The following is a 16,892-nucleotide window of genomic DNA, read 5'->3' on the forward strand; positions in this document are numbered from 1 at the left end:
GATCATTAAGTAGAATGGAATGTTAAGTGGTGACAAAAGAGAATTCAACAGTTTGCTTTAGAAGTTCAATTGTTATCGTAGTTTAAACATTAAAACGACCTACTTTTCTATAAAGATTGTGCTCCTAAGGAGGTGTGATATGGATCAAGCAATAAACATAAAAGAAAAATTGACAAAGTTTAACGATTATTGGTCCCCAAAAGTGATTTCTGAGATGAATGACTATCAGTTTAAGCTAGTAAAAATCATAGGTGATTTTATATGGCATGATCACAAAGAAACAGATGAAGTGTTTATTGTCATAGATGGTGAGATGAAAATAGCTTTCCGTGATGGAGAAGTCCATCTTAGTAAGGGAGAAATGTACGTTATACCAAGAGGTGTCGAACATAAACCATTTGCTTCAGAGGAATGTCATGTAATGATTGTTGAGCCCAAGGGTGTTATAAATACTGGAGAAACAGTTTCACCATATACTGCTGAGAATGATGTATGGATATAACCGAAGTAGACATTAACAAAGTTGTAAGGAGAACAGATATGAAAATGGTTTTAAGTAGGGTTTCAACTTACTTGTTTGTAGTTGGATTAGCAGCCTATTTTTCTTTTTTATTTGGGATTGCTAATTTCTTGCTTATTGGTATAATAGCGTCCACTCTAGGTCTTATTGTCGCCTTTTTTGGTGAAAGAAGCATTTATAAAAAGATAGGTATTATAGGTAATGCGCTAATTATATTAATTGGTATTATATTTTCTATTGTAGTAATCGCTTTGTTTTGGAAATAATCGATTTAATCGCTTATATTCTATTACATTGACACAAAAATTGTCTCTGCCTCCTTGACAAATAACAAGCTATCATGATAGCATTAATACGTTATTCATCGTAGCACCAGTGCTACAACCGCGCAGAACAGGTTGTAAACTCTTCGTTGAGTACCTGTATGGCGAGTCTGAGTTAATCAAGGAGGTGCAAGAAGTATGTACGCTATTATTGAAACAGGTGGTAAACAAATCAAAGTAGAAGAAGGTCAAGAAATCTACATTGAAAAAGTTGCTGCTGAACAGGATGAAGCTGTTACGTTTGAAAAAGTTCTTTTCGTAGGTGGAGATGACGTGAAAGTTGGAGCACCATATGTTGAAGGTGCGACAGTCACTGCAAAAGTTGCAAAGCACGGTCGTCAAAAGAAAGTAACTGTATTCAAATATAAACCAAAAAAGAATTACCATCGTAAACAAGGCCATCGTCAGCCGTATACGAAATTGGTAATTGACAAAATTAACGCATAAGGAATTTGCTGATGATTCGAGTAACTGTATTTCGTACAAATGAGCGCATTACAGCGTTTGAACTTTCTGGACATGCTGATAGTGGTCCTTATGGCTATGATCTTGTTTGTGCAGGAGTATCAGCTGTATCAATTGGAACAATTAATGCGGTTATGGCTTTATGCGAAGTAGACCTTATCATTGAACAAGGTCAAGATGGTGGTTATCTTCATGTAACCATACCTGCTCCCATTTCGGAAGAAAAAATGGAACAGATTCAGTTATTATTTGAAGGTATGATTATCTCGTTAACTTCGATTGAACAAGAATATAGTGATTTTATACAGATTGAAAGTAAATAAGGAGGTGCATAGCTATGTTACGTCTGGATTTGCAATTTTTCTCACAGAAAAAAGGTGCAGGTAGTACAAAAAACGGTCGTGATTCAGAATCAAAACGCCTAGGTTCAAAGCGTGCCGATGGTCAATTTGTAACTGGTGGATCAATTCTTTACCGTCAACGTGGAACGAAGATTTATCCAGGTGAAAACGTTGGTCGTGGTGGGGATGATACACTTTTCTCTAAAATTGATGGCGTTGTAAAATTTGAACGTTATGGTCGTAACCGTAAAAAAGTAAGTGTATACCCTGTTGCTCAAGAAGCATAAGGTAGAAGAAAAACTCCAGCCAGTTCGTTGGCTGGAGTTTTTTTGAATTTAAAATTTTCTTGTATTTAAAAGCATAATGACCTTTCTATCTTTTTCTGCTATACTTTTCAACAAATGGGAGGGTGAAACATGAAAGATAGGGATGTTATGGAACTTCTGCAGCATTATAGACATGACTTAATGAACCATTTACAAGTAATTCATGGCTATGCTTCGATGGGGAAAATAGAAAAAGTAAAGAAGAAAACGAATGATACAATCTCTCTTTATCAACAAGAGCGGAAGTTAATGCATCTTCAAGGAAATGAATTCTTTTTATGGATAATTCAATTCCAGCATATGTATGAAGACGTGCGATTAGTGTACCATATACATACAGAAAATAAGGATATTCATGAATCAGATAAGCAGTTAACGAGCCAATGTAAAAAAATCGTTAAGTTGATACAATCTATGAATGAAGGACTTGAATTAATAACTATTGAGCTACACATACAAGCAATACAAAATGATAAATTAGAAATTAGGTTCATGATCAGCGATCTAGAGGAAAAAAGAGAACTGTTAATTGAAGAGATAAGGCGCATGGAGGCTAAGTATGCTATGACGACTTTATACAAAGATGAGTGGTTGCAGTGTAGCTTCTCTGTACCATGTCATTGAATGAGGTGAAAAGATGTTTGTCGATCAGGTTAGTGTTTATGTTAAGGCTGGGGATGGAGGCAATGGTTTAGTTGCGTACCGAAGAGAAAAGTATGTTCCAAAAGGTGGACCAGCTGGAGGAGATGGCGGAAATGGAGCAGATATCATTTTTAAAGTTGATGAAGGATTAAATACCTTGATGGACTTTCGCTACAATCGTCATTTTAAAGGAAAACGTGGGGAGAACGGTATGAGTAAAAATCAGCATGGTCGGAATGCAGAACCGTTGATAGTTCCTGTCCCACCGGGTACAACGGTAACGGATGAAGAAACAGATGAAGTGATAGCTGATCTAACCGTTCATAATCAGCAGGCTGTAATCGTTAAAGGAGGTAGAGGTGGAAGGGGGAATTCAAGGTTTGCAACCCCTCGTAACCCAGCTCCAGATATGGCTGAAAATGGTGAGCCTGGACAAGAGCGTACAATTCGAGTGGAGTTAAAGCTGATAGCAGATGTAGGGTTAGTTGGTTTCCCAAGTGTAGGTAAATCCACCTTTCTATCCGTTGTAAGTGCTGCAAAGCCAAAAATAGCTGATTATCATTTTACGACACTTGCACCAAATCTTGGTGTCGTTGAAACGAGTGATCAGCGAAGTTTCGTCATGGCTGACCTACCAGGATTAATTGAAGGTGCTCATGAAGGGATTGGATTAGGGCATCAATTTTTAAGGCATGTGGAACGAACACGAGTAATTGTTCATGTGATTGATATGGCAGCAACTGAGGGGAGAGACCCATATCAGGACTTTGTAAAGATAAATGAAGAACTGCAAGAATATGATCAAAAACTCATGCAGCGCCCGCAAATTATTGCTGCAAATAAAATGGACATGCCTGGTGCAGTAGACAACTTAGAAAAATTTAAACAAGCTTTAAATGGAACATATCCGATTTATGAAATATCTGCGCTTACGAAAGCAGGGCTAAGAGATATTTTATTTGCAATAGCAGATATATTGGAGACCACTCCAAAAATTGTTGAGGAAGAGGATGAAAGCCGAGAAGAGGAGAAAGTCGTATATCGTTATCATCAGGAAGATGCGCCTTTTAAGATTACGAGAGATGATGATGGTGCTTACGTATTGTCTGGAGCAAAGATTGAGAAGTTATTTAAGATGACAGACTTTACACGTGACGAAGCAGTTCAACGCTTTTCTAGACAATTGCGTGGAATGGGTGTAGATGATGCTTTACGAAAACGTGGTGCAGAGGATGGAGATACCATTCGATTATTGGATTTTGAATTCGAATTTATTGAGTAAAACAAAAATATAAAAATAATTAAAGGCAAGTAGTGAATATCTGGTGAAATGGGAGCATTAAGGGGGATAACGGTTTGACAGCAAAGATAGGTTATTTAGGACCAAAAGGGACGTTTACAAAATTAGCGGTTGATACAGCTTTTAATGGGGAAACGAAGCATAGTTTTGATACGATACCAGAATGTATTGATGCAGTAGAAGCAGATGAAATTGATGTCGGAGTTGTGCCTTTAGAAAATGCTATTGAAGGTACAGTACAGTTGACTGTTGATTACTTGGTACACCAAGTAAGAATCCCGATTATGTCGGAAATCGTTGTGCCAATTCAACAGCATCTCCTTGTCTCTCCTGATTTTTCAGGTGCTTTAACAGACGTAGAAGAGGTACATTCACACAGTCATGCAATTGCTCAATGTCATCAATATCTTCATAAGCATTTAAGTCAAGCCAGGCTGTGCTATACGTCTTCAACTGGTAAAGCTGCACAAATGGTTAGTGAAACTAATAAACCAATCGCGGCTATAGGTAATAAACTAGCTGCAAAAACGTATGGACTTCGTATGATTCAGGAAGATATTCATGATTTTCCAAACAATCACACAAGGTTTGCCGTATTAAGTAAAAATAAAGCGTCTGTTCATATTAATCATTCCGTACAGTCAGAAAAAACGACGCTATTAATTACACTGCCTAGTGATTATGCTGGTGCGCTTCATCAGGTATTGTCTGCATTTTCATGGCGAAAGATGAATCTTTCCAAGATTGAATCTAGACCAATGAAAACAGGTCTTGGAAATTATTTTTTCATTATTGACGTGAACCAACCGTATGATGATGTTCTTTTTCCAGGCGTTCGAGGTGAATTAGAAGCATTGGGTTGCAAGGTAACTATGCTTGGAACTTATCCGGTTTATCAAATGGATGTATAAGGTAGCTGTAAAGTTACGCATCATTTGACGTTGTAAGGATCGGAATCTATGTTTTCTTATGACCATCTGCTTTTTATAAAAATAGCTACCTGCTTTTATAGTTGGGTGGCTATTTTTATGTTCATTGCAGTTATATGAGCTCTTCGGTGAACGACTGTTATAATAGCTAGTTAAATTAATCAACATTTAAACTTTTGTTGCATATGTTGGTATAGAGTAATTAGCCCAGATATGAAATGAAAGGAGTTTGATTAATTTTGAAGATACACATCGTACAAAAAGGGGATACACTTTGGGAAATTTCCCAGCAATATGGAGTAGATTTTGAAGAGCTAAAACAGCTTAACAGCCAAATTTCTAGTCCTGATATGATTATGCCTGGGATGAAGATAAAAATTCCAGGATCCACCAAAGCTGTGAAGCAGACACAAATGCAGCATAAGCCAAAAGAACAAGTGAAAACACCGTATAAAGATGTTTCTCCAAAGCCGTTACCTGTTATAAAAGAAGATGATAAGGAGAAACAAAAAATGATGAAGCCAGAAATGCCTGTACATCAAATGCCACCTATGCCGGCTCAACCAATGATGCAGATGCCGGTTATGGAGCAAGAATTCCAAAATTACACGACTATTAATTTTCCACAAATGCATATGCCAAAGCAACCTGAGCCAAAGCCTGCTAAGAAAGAGGAGCCTAAAAAAGAAAAACCTCATGTAAAACCAATGCCTCAACCGCAGGTACCTATGGTGCCATTATGCTGTTATGTGATGGATCCTTGTTATCCACCAGTACCATTTCAAATGATGGGGCCAGCTCCACAGGGATATTACGGCGCGCCACACCACGGTTACCCAATGCCACAAGTACAGGGTGCAATGTACGGCCAAGACAAAGATTGTGGATGTGGTGGTTCAGGTTCTCACGAAATGTATAGGAATCCAGAGTATCAAGTCCCGCCACAATCACAGCAACCAACTAGTCAATCACCTAACCTTTATCCACCTTTAGGGCAAGAAATGTACCAGTCTCCTCATCCAATGCCACCTGGTTATATGCCTTATGCAAATCTAAATAACCAGTCCGCTAATGGAAATTCTCAAGGTGAATAGAAAAATTAGAAGAGACGAAAGTTATTATCGTCTCTCTTCTTTTTTGTCCCAAGTAGGTGGTATAGAAGTTAAAGCTATTCAGAAAATAAAAAAATCTACAGTATACCTTGTTAAAACTAGTAATCAGAAGCTAATTTTAAAAAAGCATTCTAACAAAGGGAATGTTTTAAAGCAATGGGGGTTTTTTGAAAAAGTTAATAGTCCGTTCATTAATTCGTTTTCTCATTTCCCAAATGGCAAGCTATACCTTGAAGAAGATGAAGGAGTTTGGACCATAGCAGCATACATTATTGGCGAAAAGTTACATTACAAAAATGAGCAGGATCGAATAAAAGCGGTTTATTGTTTGAAACAATTTCATAAAACAGCACGTAATATTCATGTGAATTCAAGATATTTAAATACTACACCTTATTTACATCGGTGGTACCACCGGTTCCATTTATTTAAAGAAACGAAGCCCATATTTGAAGCATACAATTATAGGGAACTTTATACGGATATCGTGAAGACAACAACGCTTCACTTAAAGCGCATTACCCAATTTCCTTGGCAGATTTACGAAGAGGATGCTAAGCATAAAGGTCTCTGGATTCATGGTGACGTCGCAGGACATAATTTTATCAATAATAATAATCAGCATACAACATTAATTGACTTTGATTTACTACAAAATACAGCACCGTTGTATGATTATATTCAGCTTGGTCAGCGGTTTTTACCCTATCTAAATTGGGATATAAATAAATTGATGGCATACGAAATGATAGCTCAGCAGGATCAGAAAGCATGGTTGAATGCGATTTGTATACCAGTAGATATGATGCGTGAATGGCTTCATTTTCTAAAGAGAAATAAAAATGATAATCCGATATCCGAACTTGTTCGCATGCAAGATTCTTGGGAGAAGCGACAATATTTTTTCAATGATATGAAAATAATGCTAAAATAAATATGGAGGATCAATTTAGCAAGGAGCGATACGAATGGAAAAAGAAGTGAATCAAATAGTTGAATGGCTACGTGACCAAGTAAAATCTGCAGGTGTAGACGGATTATTAGTAGGAATTAGTGGTGGGATTGATTCAGCTGTTGTTGCGCATTTAATTAAACGTGCTTGTCCTAATAATTCCTTAGGAGTACTTATGCCAATTAATACAAGTGAAGTGAATATGCAGGATGCTAGAGCAGTTACGGAAAGCTGTAATTTAAACTCTATCACAGTAGATTTAACGGAAGCTCGTGAAGCAATGTATTGTAATATCAAAAAAGAATTGAAGGAAAATAAGACATATCAAGAAGACAATACCCGGCTTGCTCAAGCCAATTTAAGTGCTAGGTTACGTATGAGTACATTGTACACTGTCGCAACACATCATAATTATCTTGTCGTTGGAACGGATAACGCAGCAGAATGGTATACAGGCTATTTTACAAAATATGGTGATGGTGGTGTCGATATTTTACCAATCGTTGAATTTACGAAGGGGGAAGTGAAGGAATTAGCAGCATATCTAGGTATTCCTCAATCAGTGCTTGATAAGCAACCGAGTGCAGATTTATGGGAAGGTCAAACAGATGAGAAAGAGATGGGTACTTCCTATGCCAAGATTGATGCTTTTATCAAAGGTGAGTCTATTCCTGAACAAGATAAATCAACTATTTTAGCAATGCATAAACGAACAGCTCATAAAAGGGATCCGTTACCACAATTCAAAAGAAATTAGTAATTTTTCCTTAAATTAACTGTGTAAAAATACCTTCCTTATCCAAACTATTAATAAGGGAGGTATTCCTATGTGGACAAAGAAAGCATTTATAATAGCTGCTTTTTTCACGATGGTTGCTTGTGCGAATGACAATGGTGCAAACGAAGATGCGCAGCGAGAAATAGATAGAAAAAATACACAGCCTATTCACTATGAGACGAATCAAGAGAAAAAAGAACGTTTACATGTCCGTGACCAGACTATTGGAGAAAAAGGTGGATATCCGCAGACTCACCAAGATAAAGCAAATGATGCAAACAATAAAAATGGGTACACTGATGTATTTACGAATGAAGAAGCGCAAATGATTGCAGAAACGCTGCAAAATAAACGTGAAATTGTACAAGCGCAGGTGGCGTCAACGGACGATCGCATTATTGTTGGTGTGATTTTACAAGCGCATGCCAAACAAAAAGATTCTGTCCAGCAAATTAAAAAAGAAGTAAAAAAGCTAGTGCCAAATACGGATAAACAGATTATTGTATATACAGATGATATCCATTGGGATCGTATGAAAAACCTCGATGCAAGGCTGAAGGCCAAAAATAATGGAGATAAAATTGAACAATATATCAATGAATTTATTAACAATAATAATTGAGGCTGAGACAAACGTAATTAAGAAGCAATAAAAAAAGAACAATAATTAGGTACCGCCCCCCTGAAGTTAGAGTAAAAAATCTAATTTCAGGGGGTGTTTTTGTGGCTAAATATAGTGAAGAATTTAAAGGGAAGGTTGTCACCGAGTATATAGATGGGCGTGTTGAGCCACGTCCAGATCCAGCGGCCAGAAACGAGGTGACTTCACGAATCGCCCTACGTTTCTAAATTGGCGCTTGCGCTTTAGTTCTTAGAATAATTAATATAGCAACTGAAATATCCTTGAAAAAAAGAACGCTTTTTCAGTGTGTGATGTATCGCTAACGAAGCCTTCCTTATCTAGCGGGAATAGCACGAGTCAGAAGACTCACTTGGTAACGTGTTTTTCTTTACCAAGATAGCTGAGTCCGTGCTCGCGGAAAGCAAGTATATTTTCATGGTACATCGATGATATTCCTGTTAATAACATGATTATTCATATTTTGAGTAATGAAGTTGTGTTTTGTCTCCACCTTTTTCTTTTGTCAAAACCTTTAAGAAAGCCTATTTTTTTGTTATAGTAATAAAGGAAATTTCTAGAGAGGAGAATGTCCTCATGGCTGGTCATTCTAAATGGAAAAATATTCAAAGACGTAAAAATGCACAAGACGCAAAAAAAGGAAAAATCTTTATGCGTCATGCAAAAGATATTTATACGGCTGCTAAACAGGGTGGCGGTGATCTGTCAACGAATGCTAGTCTTCGGTTAGCAGTAGATAAAGCAAAAGCAGATAATATGCCGAATGATAATATAGATCGAGCAATTAAAAAAGCTACAGGTACTTTAGATGGTGCTAGTTTTGAAGAGATCACATATGAAGGCTATGGCCCTGGTGGAGTAGCGGTCATTGTCAATGTATTAACAGATAATAAAAACAGAACAGCAGCAGATATACGTCATGCTTTTAAAAAGCATAATGGTAACCTAGGAGAAAATGGTAGTGTGTCATTTATGTTTGATCGTAAAGGGTATATTGTTATCTCGAATGAAGACGGATCGATTGATGAGGATGAATTAACACTGGAAGCATTAGAAGGAGGAGCTGAAGATATAAGTAGCGAAGAAGATGCTTACGAAATATTTACATCTCCAGAAGAATTCCAAGCTGTTGTTGCTCATTTGCAGGAATCGGGCTTTCAAATTGCTGATTCCGAAGTAACATTAATTCCGCAGACATACAGCTCTTTAGCAGAGAATGATGAATCAAATATGTTAAATCTAATTGAAACGTTAGAAGAAAATGAAGATGTTCAAGACATTCATCATAATCTGGAAGTTACAGACTAAGAATTAAAACTTCTATTTCTTTACGAAGGAATAGAAGTTTATTCATTTATAGCTACTTATGATAAAATGAATGAAGAGAAGGAGTAGGATAAATGATAGCTTATATTAAAGGAATACTTACATATATACAAGATGATTCAATAATTGTTGATGTTCAAGGGGTTGGTTACGAGATCATATGTGCGAATCCTTTTGTATTTCAGTCTTTTGAACATAATGAAGTATTTGTTTATACATATCATCATGTTCGAGAAGATACACAATTATTATATGGGTTTAAGAACGAAGAAGAGAAATATCTATTTACTAAGCTAATCTCGGTGTCAGGAATTGGACCAAAAGGTGCATTAGCGATTTTAGCTTCGGTTGATGTGGCTGGATTTGCAGCTGCAATCGAAAGAGAAGACGATGCATTTTTAACCAGCTTTCCAGGAATCGGTAAGAAAACGGCGCGTCAAATTATTTTGGACTTAAAAGGAAAGTTAACGGTTGCTGTCGATTATAGCTCTGCAACCGAGTCGGCCTTCAAGCAAAATAAGAATGAAATGCTTGTACAAGAAGCACAGGAAGCTTTGAAAGCACTGGGGTATACAGAAAAAGAAATAAAAACGGTTATACCAACATTACAAAAAGAAAATACGTTGAATACAGACGAATTAATCCGAAAAGCTTTGGGATTACTAATGAAATAGTAGAGGAGGGAGATAATAATGGAAGAACGTGTAGTCACTGGAGAGTTTCAAGAGGAAGATTCCTCTGTCGAGCTGAATCTTCGTCCAACTACGTTATCACAGTATATTGGTCAGCAGAAAGTAAAGGAAAATTTAAGTATATTTATTCAAGCTGCAAAGATGCGAGAAGAGCCTCTCGATCATGTACTACTATATGGACCACCAGGGTTGGGAAAGACAACGCTTGCTGCTATCATCGCAAATGAGATGGGTGTTCAATTTCGATCCACATCTGGACCAGCAATTGAACGGGCAGGAGATCTTGCTGCTATATTATCATCATTAGAACCTGGGGACGTATTGTTTATCGATGAAATTCACCGACTTCCTCGCTCTGTCGAGGAAGTATTATATCCTGCCATGGAAGATTTTTTTCTCGATATTGTTATTGGAACTGGACCAAGTGCTCGTTCTGTAAGAATTGATTTACCTCCTTTTACGTTAGTCGGAGCTACGACTAGAGCTGGGCTATTATCCGCACCGTTACGCGACCGTTTTGGTGTATTAAGTAGACTTGAATTTTACGAGGCAAAGGATCTGTGTGCAATTATTGAACGAACAGCTGAAATATTTAACACATCCATATCGCAAGCCGCAGCTGTTGAAGTTGCTCGACGTTCTAGAGGAACGCCGAGGATTGCTAATCGCTTACTAAAGCGAATCCGTGATATTTCCCAAGTTAAAGGGGAAGAGGAAATTAGCATTGATACGACAGGTGAAGCTTTAGAAATGCTACAAGTAGACAAAGAAGGATTAGATCATATTGATCATAAGCTTTTAAAGGGAATCATTCATAGCTTTCAAGGAGGACCAGTAGGCTTAGATACAATTGCTGCAACAATTGGAGAAGAATCACAAACGATTGAAGATGTATATGAGCCATACTTATTACAAATTGGTTTCATTCAGCGAACTCCTCGGGGAAGAGTCGCAACACCAAAGGCTTACGAACACTTTGGTCTAAAGGTAGCGGATGAAAATGAACATCGGTAAACTATTTATTCTGCTTGGTTTACTCTTCCTTGTCATTGGAATTATTTGGACCATTATTGGTAAATTACCAGGTGATATTACGATTAAAAAGGGGAATTTTGTTTTTCATTTCCCAATCGTAACTTCTATAACAGTCAGTATTATACTAACACTTTTATTTTACATCTTTGGCAAGTTTCGCTAAACATAGGTAAGGAGATTAAGGATGAATATTGATGAGTTTGATTTTGATTTACCAGAAGAACTGATAGCACAGACACCATTGAAAGATCGATCAGCTTCAAGGCTACTGGTATTAGATAGGCAAAGTGGAGATATAGAGCATCAACAGTTTATAGATATCAAAAACTATTTTAAAAAAGGAGATTGCTTGGTATTAAATGATACACGAGTACTGCCTGCACGTTTACATGGTATGAAAGAAGAGACTGGAGCAAGTGTAGAAATTTTGCTATTACATCAAACAGATAACGATGCTTGGGAAGTACTGGCAAAGCCAGCTAAAAAAGTAAAAATAGGAACGGAGATCATTTTTGGTGACGGACAACTGAAAGCTACGTGTACGGGATTAAAGGATCATGGTGGCCGAATTGTTGAATTTACCTATGAGGGGATCTTCTATGAAGTACTGGAGGGCTTAGGAGAAATGCCCTTGCCGCCATATATTAAAGAACAATTGCCAGATCAGGAGAAGGAAAGGTATCAGACTGTGTACGCAAAGGAGGAAGGATCAGCTGCTGCACCAACGGCAGGATTACATTTTACAAAAGAATTGTTAGATGAGTTGCAAGAAATGGGAGTTATTATAACTTTTATTACCTTACACGTAGGGTTAGGTACTTTCCGACCAGTTAGCGTAGATAATGTTGAAGAACATAAAATGCATGCTGAGTTTTATCATATGACTAAAGAAACAGCAGATATTCTTAATCATGTAAAAGAAAGTAACGGAAGAATTATTTCCGTTGGTACTACCTCTACAAGAACATTAGAAACAATTGCTAGAGATAACAGTGGTGTATTCACGGAAACAAGTGGGTGGACAGATATATTTATATATCCACCTTATGAATTTAAAGCCATAAATGGTTTAATTACAAACTTTCATTTGCCAAAATCTACGCTAATTATGCTGATTAGCGCATTTGCCGATAAAAATAAAGTCTTAAAAGCATACCAAGAAGCGGTAGATCAAAGATATCGATTTTTTAGCTTTGGTGATGCCATGTTAATTATATAAACTAAAAGGAAGAATATTATATGACACCTATCACATATGAATTAATTAAAACTTGTAAACAAACAGGTGCTAGACTTGGACGAGTCCATACACCACATGGATCATTTGATACACCAGCCTTTATGCCTGTTGGAACATTAGCAACTGTTAAGACAATGAGCCCAGAAGAATTAAAAGATATGAATGCAAATATCATTTTATCAAATACGTATCATCTATGGCTTCGTCCTGGTCATGATATTGTAAAGGAAGCAGGGGGACTACATCGCTTTATGAATTGGGATGGAGCAATCCTAACCGATTCTGGTGGATTTCAAGTTTTTAGCTTGAGTGATATGCGTAAAATCACAGAAGAGGGTGTTCATTTTCGCAATCATTTAAGTGGTGAGAAACTCTTTTTATCACCTGAGAAGGCTATAAATATACAAAATGACCTTGGTTCTGATATAATGATGGCGTTTGATGAATGTCCACCATATCCTGCGGAGCACAGTTATATGAAGGATTCTGTGGAGCGAACCTCCCGATGGGCAGAGAGATGTCTAGCTGCACATCAACGAAAAAAGGATCAAGGATTATTTGGTATTATTCAGGGTGGAGAGTATGAAGGTCTGCGTAGACAAAGTGCGGAAGATCTTGTTTCACTTGATTTCCCAGGCTATGCTATAGGTGGGTTATCTGTTGGGGAACCGAAGGACGTAATGAATCGGGTGCTTGAGTTTACTACACCATTAATGCCAACTAATAAACCTAGGTATTTAATGGGGGTTGGATCTCCAGACTCTTTAATTGATGGTGCGTTACGAGGAATTGACATGTTTGATTGTGTGCTCCCTACGAGAATTGCTAGAAATGGGACCTGCATGACGTCAAATGGACGATTAGTAGTAAGAAATGCGAAGTATGCACGTGATTTTAATCCAATTGATGAAAATTGTGATTGCCATGTGTGTAAAAATTATACGCGCGCTTATATCCGACATTTAATTAAGTGTAATGAAACATTCGGATTTAGGCTTACTACTTATCATAATCTCTATTTTCTGTTAAAATTAATGAAGCAAGTACGAACAGCTATAAGCGAAGATCGACTTGGCTCATTTAAAGAAGAATTCTTTGAACAATACGGTTTCAATAAACCCGACGCAAGGAATTTCTAATAATTTGAAAGGAGGAATTCAATAATGGAAATGCTTGTTTCTTTATTACCTATTATCCTGATGTTTGTTATTTTCTACTTCTTGCTAATACGTCCTCAGCAAAAACGTCAAAAGCAAGTGAGACAAATGCAGTCAGACTTACAAAAGGGAGACACGGTAATTACAATTGGTGGCTTTCATGGTGAGATTCACGCTATGGATGAAAACACAGTAGTTATACAAGGCGGTGACGGTTCAAAGCTTACGTATGACCGTTCTGCGATTCGTGAAGTAAAACAATAAGACTAGCCTATAAACTCGTCGGGTAAGCAATAGACAAAGTGTCTGTTGCTTATACCATGAGAAATGTAGAAAGTAAAATGGATACATAATATAAAGGACAGCACACCGTGATAAATGTTTGGTGTGCTGTCCTTTACTTATCGGGAAGTATTCTTTTTAAGCTTAGATATAAGCCGTTTCTTGAAAAATGGATTGTTTATAATGCCTGTTATTAAAGACAACAGCATTCATGCGACAGGATAATGGCAAAAGTAAATCCGCTTGGACTTATTATCAAAACGGATGTACTTGTCTCAACGAAATTAGTTTTCAGTTGGCTGTGGTCCAACGATATTAACACCAACCGACCCACCGAGCAAAGCTGCTGCAATATACCCCATATGATGTAGCGACTGTTCTAATGTAAATCCTTGTTGATAGCCTAAGTATTGAACTAGAAAAATGAATAGCGTGAAACCAACACCGGTGACAGATCCGATCATCCATCCTTTTTCCTTTCCTTTCATTCCGGCAGCCATCCCACCAATAAAGAGCGAGAGCAAACCAATAATGAGAGTAACCCACGATAACGTAGGTTCATTAAATGAGGTAAATCGAAGTAATAAAGCCAAAATAAAGCTAGCTACCAGTATTAAGCCTAATACGGTAATCCATCCGTATAATAATGCTGTAACATGTTGTTTGTGCACCCTGATCTCTCCTTTCAAGATTGTCCACTTAATTAATCGTATTCATAAACAAAAAATAATAGACGAAAAATATTTTGTTATTTTCTAACATATAGTGTATTAAGGCGTGTAAAAGTGGAAGAAAGGAAAGCAGGTGTAAGATGGAAATTATTCTTGCTACAATCATATTTATTATTTGTTATATATTTATCATGACTGAAAAGGTGAATCGTGCTGTTGTAACAATGACTGGTGGAACATTATTATTACTTACAGGTATATATACAACGGAAAAAATGCTTGTCGATTATATTGACTGGAATACGATTGCTCTTTTATTTTCAATGATGGTATTGATTGCAATTACAGAGAAGACCGGTCTATTCTCTTATATTGCGATTCGATTTGCTCAGCGCGTAAAAGGAGCGCCAATTCCATTGCTAATTGGAGCTAGCATACTAACTGGAATAGGTTCAGCTATGTTAGATAATGTAACGACTGTATTAATTTTTGTGCCTATTATCCTTAAAATCACTAAACTATTGAAACTTCCTGCGTTTCCATATCTTGTTACAATTATATTTAGCTCTAACATAGGTGGTGCAGCAACATTGATAGGTGATCCACCAAACATTATGATTGGACAAGCAGTTGAGCACTTAACCTTCTCTTCTTTTCTCATTCATGTCGCTCCAGTTGCAATCATACTGTTTGTCATTATGTTAGTATTGGTTTCTTTTTTGTTTCGAAATACATTAAAACGAAAGTCAATAGAAATTGAAGAATTAGTAAAGATTAATGCGGCATCGTATTTGAATAAAACACCAATGCTTTATCAATCGATCACAGTTCTTATACTAACGATTTCCGGGTTTTTATTTCATGCATTTCTTCATGTTGAATTAACAGCAATTGCTTTATCTGGAGCGATATTATTATTGCTTCTTACAGAGAAGGAGCTAGCTACAGAGCAAATTTTTGAAAAAGTGGAATGGGTAACACTCTTCTTCTTTATTGGTTTGTTTACACTTGTTGGTGGTCTGGAAGAGGTAGGGGTTATAGATGAATTAGCAAGAGCAATTGTCGTTTCAACGGATGGCGATTATGTAAAAACTACATTACTAATCCTATGGATATCAGGATTATTTTCTGGTGTGGTTGACAATATTCCGTTTGTAGCGGCTATGATACCGGTTGTTCAAGAATTTGAGAGTTATGGAATGGTTTATCTAGATCCAATATGGTGGTCACTAGCATTAGGAGCATGTCTGGGAGGTAATGCAACACTTGTAGGTGCTTCCGCCAATGTAGTTGTTGCAGGATTAGCTGAAGGTGCTAAACAAAAAATACCATTTATTCGCTTTTTATTATATGGGTTCCCGTTAGTCATTATCTCGCTTATTATTGCAACCATATATATTTATTTACGTTATCTAATCCCTTATATGGATCAAGTATAAGCATATTTATTCATTAAATTGATCCTAACAACTAATTACATTAATTGTGAAACTTTTTAGATAATTATTCGTATAAACAAATAAAGCTATGATATGGGAGGATAACGGTGAAAAATATAGGCTTGATTATTATAACATTATGTGTGATCTTCGGTGCGAATTGGGGAATTGCTTCTATGTTTGATGCTGAATGGATTGAATTTTCCTTTTTGATTGGATTAGTATTTGTTGTGATTATTTGGTTCTTTACTTCATCAGGGGGGTATACTACAAATCTGGTGCGGATGAGTGTTCAATCGCAGACAGGAATGAAAATGGAAGAGGAGAAAAAGCAATTTACCCCTCTATCGTTTTTTATACCGCAGTTGGTTATTTGGTGATTTCAGTTATCGTGACAATCTATTATTATAAGGATTATTTTATCTCAAGTTAACTAACTTTACTGATTTTTTTCATTTATCAACCATAGTCAATCTGTCTTAGAGCAATAAAGTAAAAGCCGAACTTCAATCAGTTTGGCTTTTATGGGTTCTAAGCTATTTGTTGTGGTTATGGTAAGCTTCATGCAGCGAAGGGAATATACAGAGCTTCCACTAAGGAGAAAAAGTACTAGGCAAACTCAGAGGCGAACCAACTCTTTCTGAATCGTTTTCCTTAACGCTGCACAAGCACTCACGTCACCAAATATTTACATACAACGATGCTTTTGAGCTTTTCCTTGT

General features: G+C 36.9%; 22 protein-coding genes and 1 other annotated feature. Of the genes, 21 read left to right on the forward strand and 1 reads right to left on the reverse strand.

What is annotated here, in order from left to right; all coding sequences use genetic code 11:
- The first annotated feature begins 139 nt into the window (after window positions 1–139).
- The 19 genes from JUJ52_RS14260 (at window position 140) to yajC (ending at window position 14,042) form a co-directional block, all read left to right on the forward strand.
- Window positions 140–502 carry a cupin domain-containing protein gene (locus JUJ52_RS14260; RefSeq protein ID WP_026681278.1) on the forward strand — a complete coding sequence of 121 codons (363 nt, stop codon included), beginning with the start codon at window positions 140–142 and terminating at the stop codon, window positions 500–502.
- Between the two features lie 38 nt (window positions 503–540).
- The gene (locus JUJ52_RS14265) at window positions 541–786 is read left to right on the forward strand and encodes a hypothetical protein (protein ID WP_152525421.1); all 246 of its coding nucleotides are present in this window, start codon (window positions 541–543) and stop codon (window positions 784–786) included.
- A 106-nt stretch (window positions 787–892) separates the two neighbouring features.
- Window positions 893–965, forward strand: a sequence feature (ribosomal protein L21 leader region).
- Between the two features lie 16 nt (window positions 966–981).
- On the forward strand, window positions 982–1,290 hold the full coding sequence (gene rplU / locus JUJ52_RS14270) for a 50S ribosomal protein L21 (protein ID WP_026681276.1): 309 nt from the start codon (window positions 982–984) through the stop codon (window positions 1,288–1,290).
- An 11-nt stretch (window positions 1,291–1,301) separates the two neighbouring features.
- Window positions 1,302–1,631, forward strand: a complete 330-nt coding sequence (locus JUJ52_RS14275; protein WP_205388660.1) for a ribosomal-processing cysteine protease Prp — start codon at window positions 1,302–1,304, stop codon at window positions 1,629–1,631.
- A gap of 14 nt (window positions 1,632–1,645) precedes the next feature.
- The gene (gene rpmA, locus JUJ52_RS14280; RefSeq protein WP_026681274.1) at window positions 1,646–1,936 is read left to right on the forward strand and encodes a 50S ribosomal protein L27; all 291 of its coding nucleotides are present in this window, start codon (window positions 1,646–1,648) and stop codon (window positions 1,934–1,936) included.
- A gap of 129 nt (window positions 1,937–2,065) precedes the next feature.
- Window positions 2,066–2,599: a Spo0B domain-containing protein gene (locus JUJ52_RS14285; protein WP_026681273.1), complete on the forward strand. Its 534-nt coding sequence runs from the start codon at window positions 2,066–2,068 to the stop codon at window positions 2,597–2,599.
- 13 nt (window positions 2,600–2,612) lie between these two features.
- Window positions 2,613–3,899 (forward strand): GTPase ObgE, encoded by a 1,287-nt coding sequence (obgE, locus tag JUJ52_RS14290; RefSeq protein WP_026681272.1) that lies wholly within the window; start codon window positions 2,613–2,615, stop codon window positions 3,897–3,899.
- A gap of 74 nt (window positions 3,900–3,973) precedes the next feature.
- Window positions 3,974–4,828 carry a prephenate dehydratase gene (gene pheA, locus JUJ52_RS14295; protein WP_026681271.1) on the forward strand — a complete coding sequence of 285 codons (855 nt, stop codon included), beginning with the start codon at window positions 3,974–3,976 and terminating at the stop codon, window positions 4,826–4,828.
- Window positions 4,829–5,085: 257 nt separating this feature from the next.
- A complete protein-coding gene (safA, locus tag JUJ52_RS14300; RefSeq protein WP_051388314.1) occupies window positions 5,086–5,940 on the forward strand; it encodes a SafA/ExsA family spore coat assembly protein in 855 nt (284 codons plus the stop codon).
- Window positions 5,933–6,892 (forward strand): phosphotransferase, encoded by a 960-nt coding sequence (locus JUJ52_RS14305; RefSeq protein WP_026681270.1) that lies wholly within the window; start codon window positions 5,933–5,935, stop codon window positions 6,890–6,892. Before safA ends, JUJ52_RS14305 begins: the two co-directional genes overlap by 8 nt.
- Window positions 6,893–6,926: 34 nt before the next feature.
- The gene (nadE, locus tag JUJ52_RS14310) at window positions 6,927–7,667 is read left to right on the forward strand and encodes an NAD(+) synthase (RefSeq protein ID WP_026681269.1); all 741 of its coding nucleotides are present in this window, start codon (window positions 6,927–6,929) and stop codon (window positions 7,665–7,667) included.
- A 70-nt stretch (window positions 7,668–7,737) separates the two neighbouring features.
- Window positions 7,738–8,310 (forward strand): YhcN/YlaJ family sporulation lipoprotein, encoded by a 573-nt coding sequence (locus tag JUJ52_RS14315; protein ID WP_051388313.1) that lies wholly within the window; start codon window positions 7,738–7,740, stop codon window positions 8,308–8,310.
- A gap of 594 nt (window positions 8,311–8,904) precedes the next feature.
- Window positions 8,905–9,636, forward strand: coding sequence for a YebC/PmpR family DNA-binding transcriptional regulator (locus JUJ52_RS14320; protein WP_026681268.1), 732 nt, complete (start codon window positions 8,905–8,907; stop codon window positions 9,634–9,636).
- Between the two features lie 92 nt (window positions 9,637–9,728).
- Window positions 9,729–10,328: a Holliday junction branch migration protein RuvA gene (gene ruvA / locus JUJ52_RS14325; RefSeq protein WP_026681267.1), complete on the forward strand. Its 600-nt coding sequence runs from the start codon at window positions 9,729–9,731 to the stop codon at window positions 10,326–10,328.
- Between the two features lie 18 nt (window positions 10,329–10,346).
- On the forward strand, window positions 10,347–11,360 hold the full coding sequence (gene ruvB / locus JUJ52_RS14330) for a Holliday junction branch migration DNA helicase RuvB (RefSeq protein WP_026681266.1): 1,014 nt from the start codon (window positions 10,347–10,349) through the stop codon (window positions 11,358–11,360).
- On the forward strand, window positions 11,347–11,544 hold the full coding sequence (locus tag JUJ52_RS14335; protein ID WP_205388659.1) for a DUF2905 domain-containing protein: 198 nt from the start codon (window positions 11,347–11,349) through the stop codon (window positions 11,542–11,544). Before ruvB ends, JUJ52_RS14335 begins: the two co-directional genes overlap by 14 nt.
- Before the next feature lie 21 nt (window positions 11,545–11,565).
- Complete coding sequence (gene queA / locus JUJ52_RS14340) at window positions 11,566–12,600, forward strand: tRNA preQ1(34) S-adenosylmethionine ribosyltransferase-isomerase QueA (protein ID WP_026681264.1); 1,035 nt, start codon at window positions 11,566–11,568, stop codon at window positions 12,598–12,600.
- Between the two features lie 20 nt (window positions 12,601–12,620).
- Window positions 12,621–13,760 (forward strand): tRNA guanosine(34) transglycosylase Tgt, encoded by a 1,140-nt coding sequence (gene tgt, locus JUJ52_RS14345; protein ID WP_026681263.1) that lies wholly within the window; start codon window positions 12,621–12,623, stop codon window positions 13,758–13,760.
- Window positions 13,761–13,784: 24 nt separating this feature from the next.
- The gene (yajC, locus tag JUJ52_RS14350) at window positions 13,785–14,042 is read left to right on the forward strand and encodes a preprotein translocase subunit YajC (RefSeq protein WP_026681262.1); all 258 of its coding nucleotides are present in this window, start codon (window positions 13,785–13,787) and stop codon (window positions 14,040–14,042) included.
- A 302-nt stretch (window positions 14,043–14,344) separates the two neighbouring features.
- Here the strand turns inward: yajC and JUJ52_RS14355 are convergent, their stop codons facing one another.
- Entirely contained in the window at window positions 14,345–14,731 is a 387-nt protein-coding gene (locus JUJ52_RS14355; RefSeq protein WP_026681261.1) for a TIGR04086 family membrane protein, read from the reverse strand.
- A gap of 140 nt (window positions 14,732–14,871) precedes the next feature.
- Here JUJ52_RS14355 and JUJ52_RS14360 point away from each other — a divergent pair, with 140 nt between their 5' ends.
- Window positions 14,872–16,170: an ArsB/NhaD family transporter gene (locus JUJ52_RS14360; protein ID WP_121605372.1), complete on the forward strand. Its 1,299-nt coding sequence runs from the start codon at window positions 14,872–14,874 to the stop codon at window positions 16,168–16,170.
- A 107-nt stretch (window positions 16,171–16,277) separates the two neighbouring features.
- Window positions 16,278–16,550: a hypothetical protein gene (locus tag JUJ52_RS14365; protein WP_205388658.1), complete on the forward strand. Its 273-nt coding sequence runs from the start codon at window positions 16,278–16,280 to the stop codon at window positions 16,548–16,550.
- The last annotated feature ends 342 nt before the right edge of the window (window positions 16,551–16,892 follow it).

It is taken from the genome of Virgibacillus sp. AGTR, assembly GCF_016919725.2.
Classification (GTDB): domain Bacteria; phylum Bacillota; class Bacilli; order Bacillales; family Amphibacillaceae; genus Virgibacillus; species Virgibacillus salarius.

What these genes read in the sequence shown, in the direction of transcription:
- JUJ52_RS14260 (WP_026681278.1), top strand. Translation starts at nt 140, where the DNA reads ATGGATCAAGCAATAAACATAAAAGAAAAATTGACAAAGTTTAACGAT.
- JUJ52_RS14265 (WP_152525421.1), top strand. Translation starts at nt 541, where the DNA reads ATGAAAATGGTTTTAAGTAGGGTTTCAACTTACTTGTTTGTAGTTGGA.
- rplU (WP_026681276.1), top strand. Translation starts at nt 982, where the DNA reads ATGTACGCTATTATTGAAACAGGTGGTAAACAAATCAAAGTAGAAGAA.
- JUJ52_RS14275 (WP_205388660.1), top strand. Translation starts at nt 1,302, where the DNA reads ATGATTCGAGTAACTGTATTTCGTACAAATGAGCGCATTACAGCGTTT.
- rpmA (WP_026681274.1), top strand. Translation starts at nt 1,646, where the DNA reads ATGTTACGTCTGGATTTGCAATTTTTCTCACAGAAAAAAGGTGCAGGT.
- JUJ52_RS14285 (WP_026681273.1), top strand. Translation starts at nt 2,066, where the DNA reads ATGAAAGATAGGGATGTTATGGAACTTCTGCAGCATTATAGACATGAC.
- obgE (WP_026681272.1), top strand. Translation starts at nt 2,613, where the DNA reads ATGTTTGTCGATCAGGTTAGTGTTTATGTTAAGGCTGGGGATGGAGGC.
- nadE (WP_026681269.1), top strand. Translation starts at nt 6,927, where the DNA reads ATGGAAAAAGAAGTGAATCAAATAGTTGAATGGCTACGTGACCAAGTA.
- JUJ52_RS14315 (WP_051388313.1), top strand. Translation starts at nt 7,738, where the DNA reads ATGTGGACAAAGAAAGCATTTATAATAGCTGCTTTTTTCACGATGGTT.
- JUJ52_RS14320 (WP_026681268.1), top strand. Translation starts at nt 8,905, where the DNA reads ATGGCTGGTCATTCTAAATGGAAAAATATTCAAAGACGTAAAAATGCA.
- ruvA (WP_026681267.1), top strand. Translation starts at nt 9,729, where the DNA reads ATGATAGCTTATATTAAAGGAATACTTACATATATACAAGATGATTCA.
- ruvB (WP_026681266.1), top strand. Translation starts at nt 10,347, where the DNA reads ATGGAAGAACGTGTAGTCACTGGAGAGTTTCAAGAGGAAGATTCCTCT.
- JUJ52_RS14335 (WP_205388659.1), top strand. Translation starts at nt 11,347, where the DNA reads ATGAACATCGGTAAACTATTTATTCTGCTTGGTTTACTCTTCCTTGTC.
- queA (WP_026681264.1), top strand. Translation starts at nt 11,566, where the DNA reads ATGAATATTGATGAGTTTGATTTTGATTTACCAGAAGAACTGATAGCA.
- tgt (WP_026681263.1), top strand. Translation starts at nt 12,621, where the DNA reads ATGACACCTATCACATATGAATTAATTAAAACTTGTAAACAAACAGGT.
- yajC (WP_026681262.1), top strand. Translation starts at nt 13,785, where the DNA reads ATGGAAATGCTTGTTTCTTTATTACCTATTATCCTGATGTTTGTTATT.
- JUJ52_RS14360 (WP_121605372.1), top strand. Translation starts at nt 14,872, where the DNA reads ATGGAAATTATTCTTGCTACAATCATATTTATTATTTGTTATATATTT.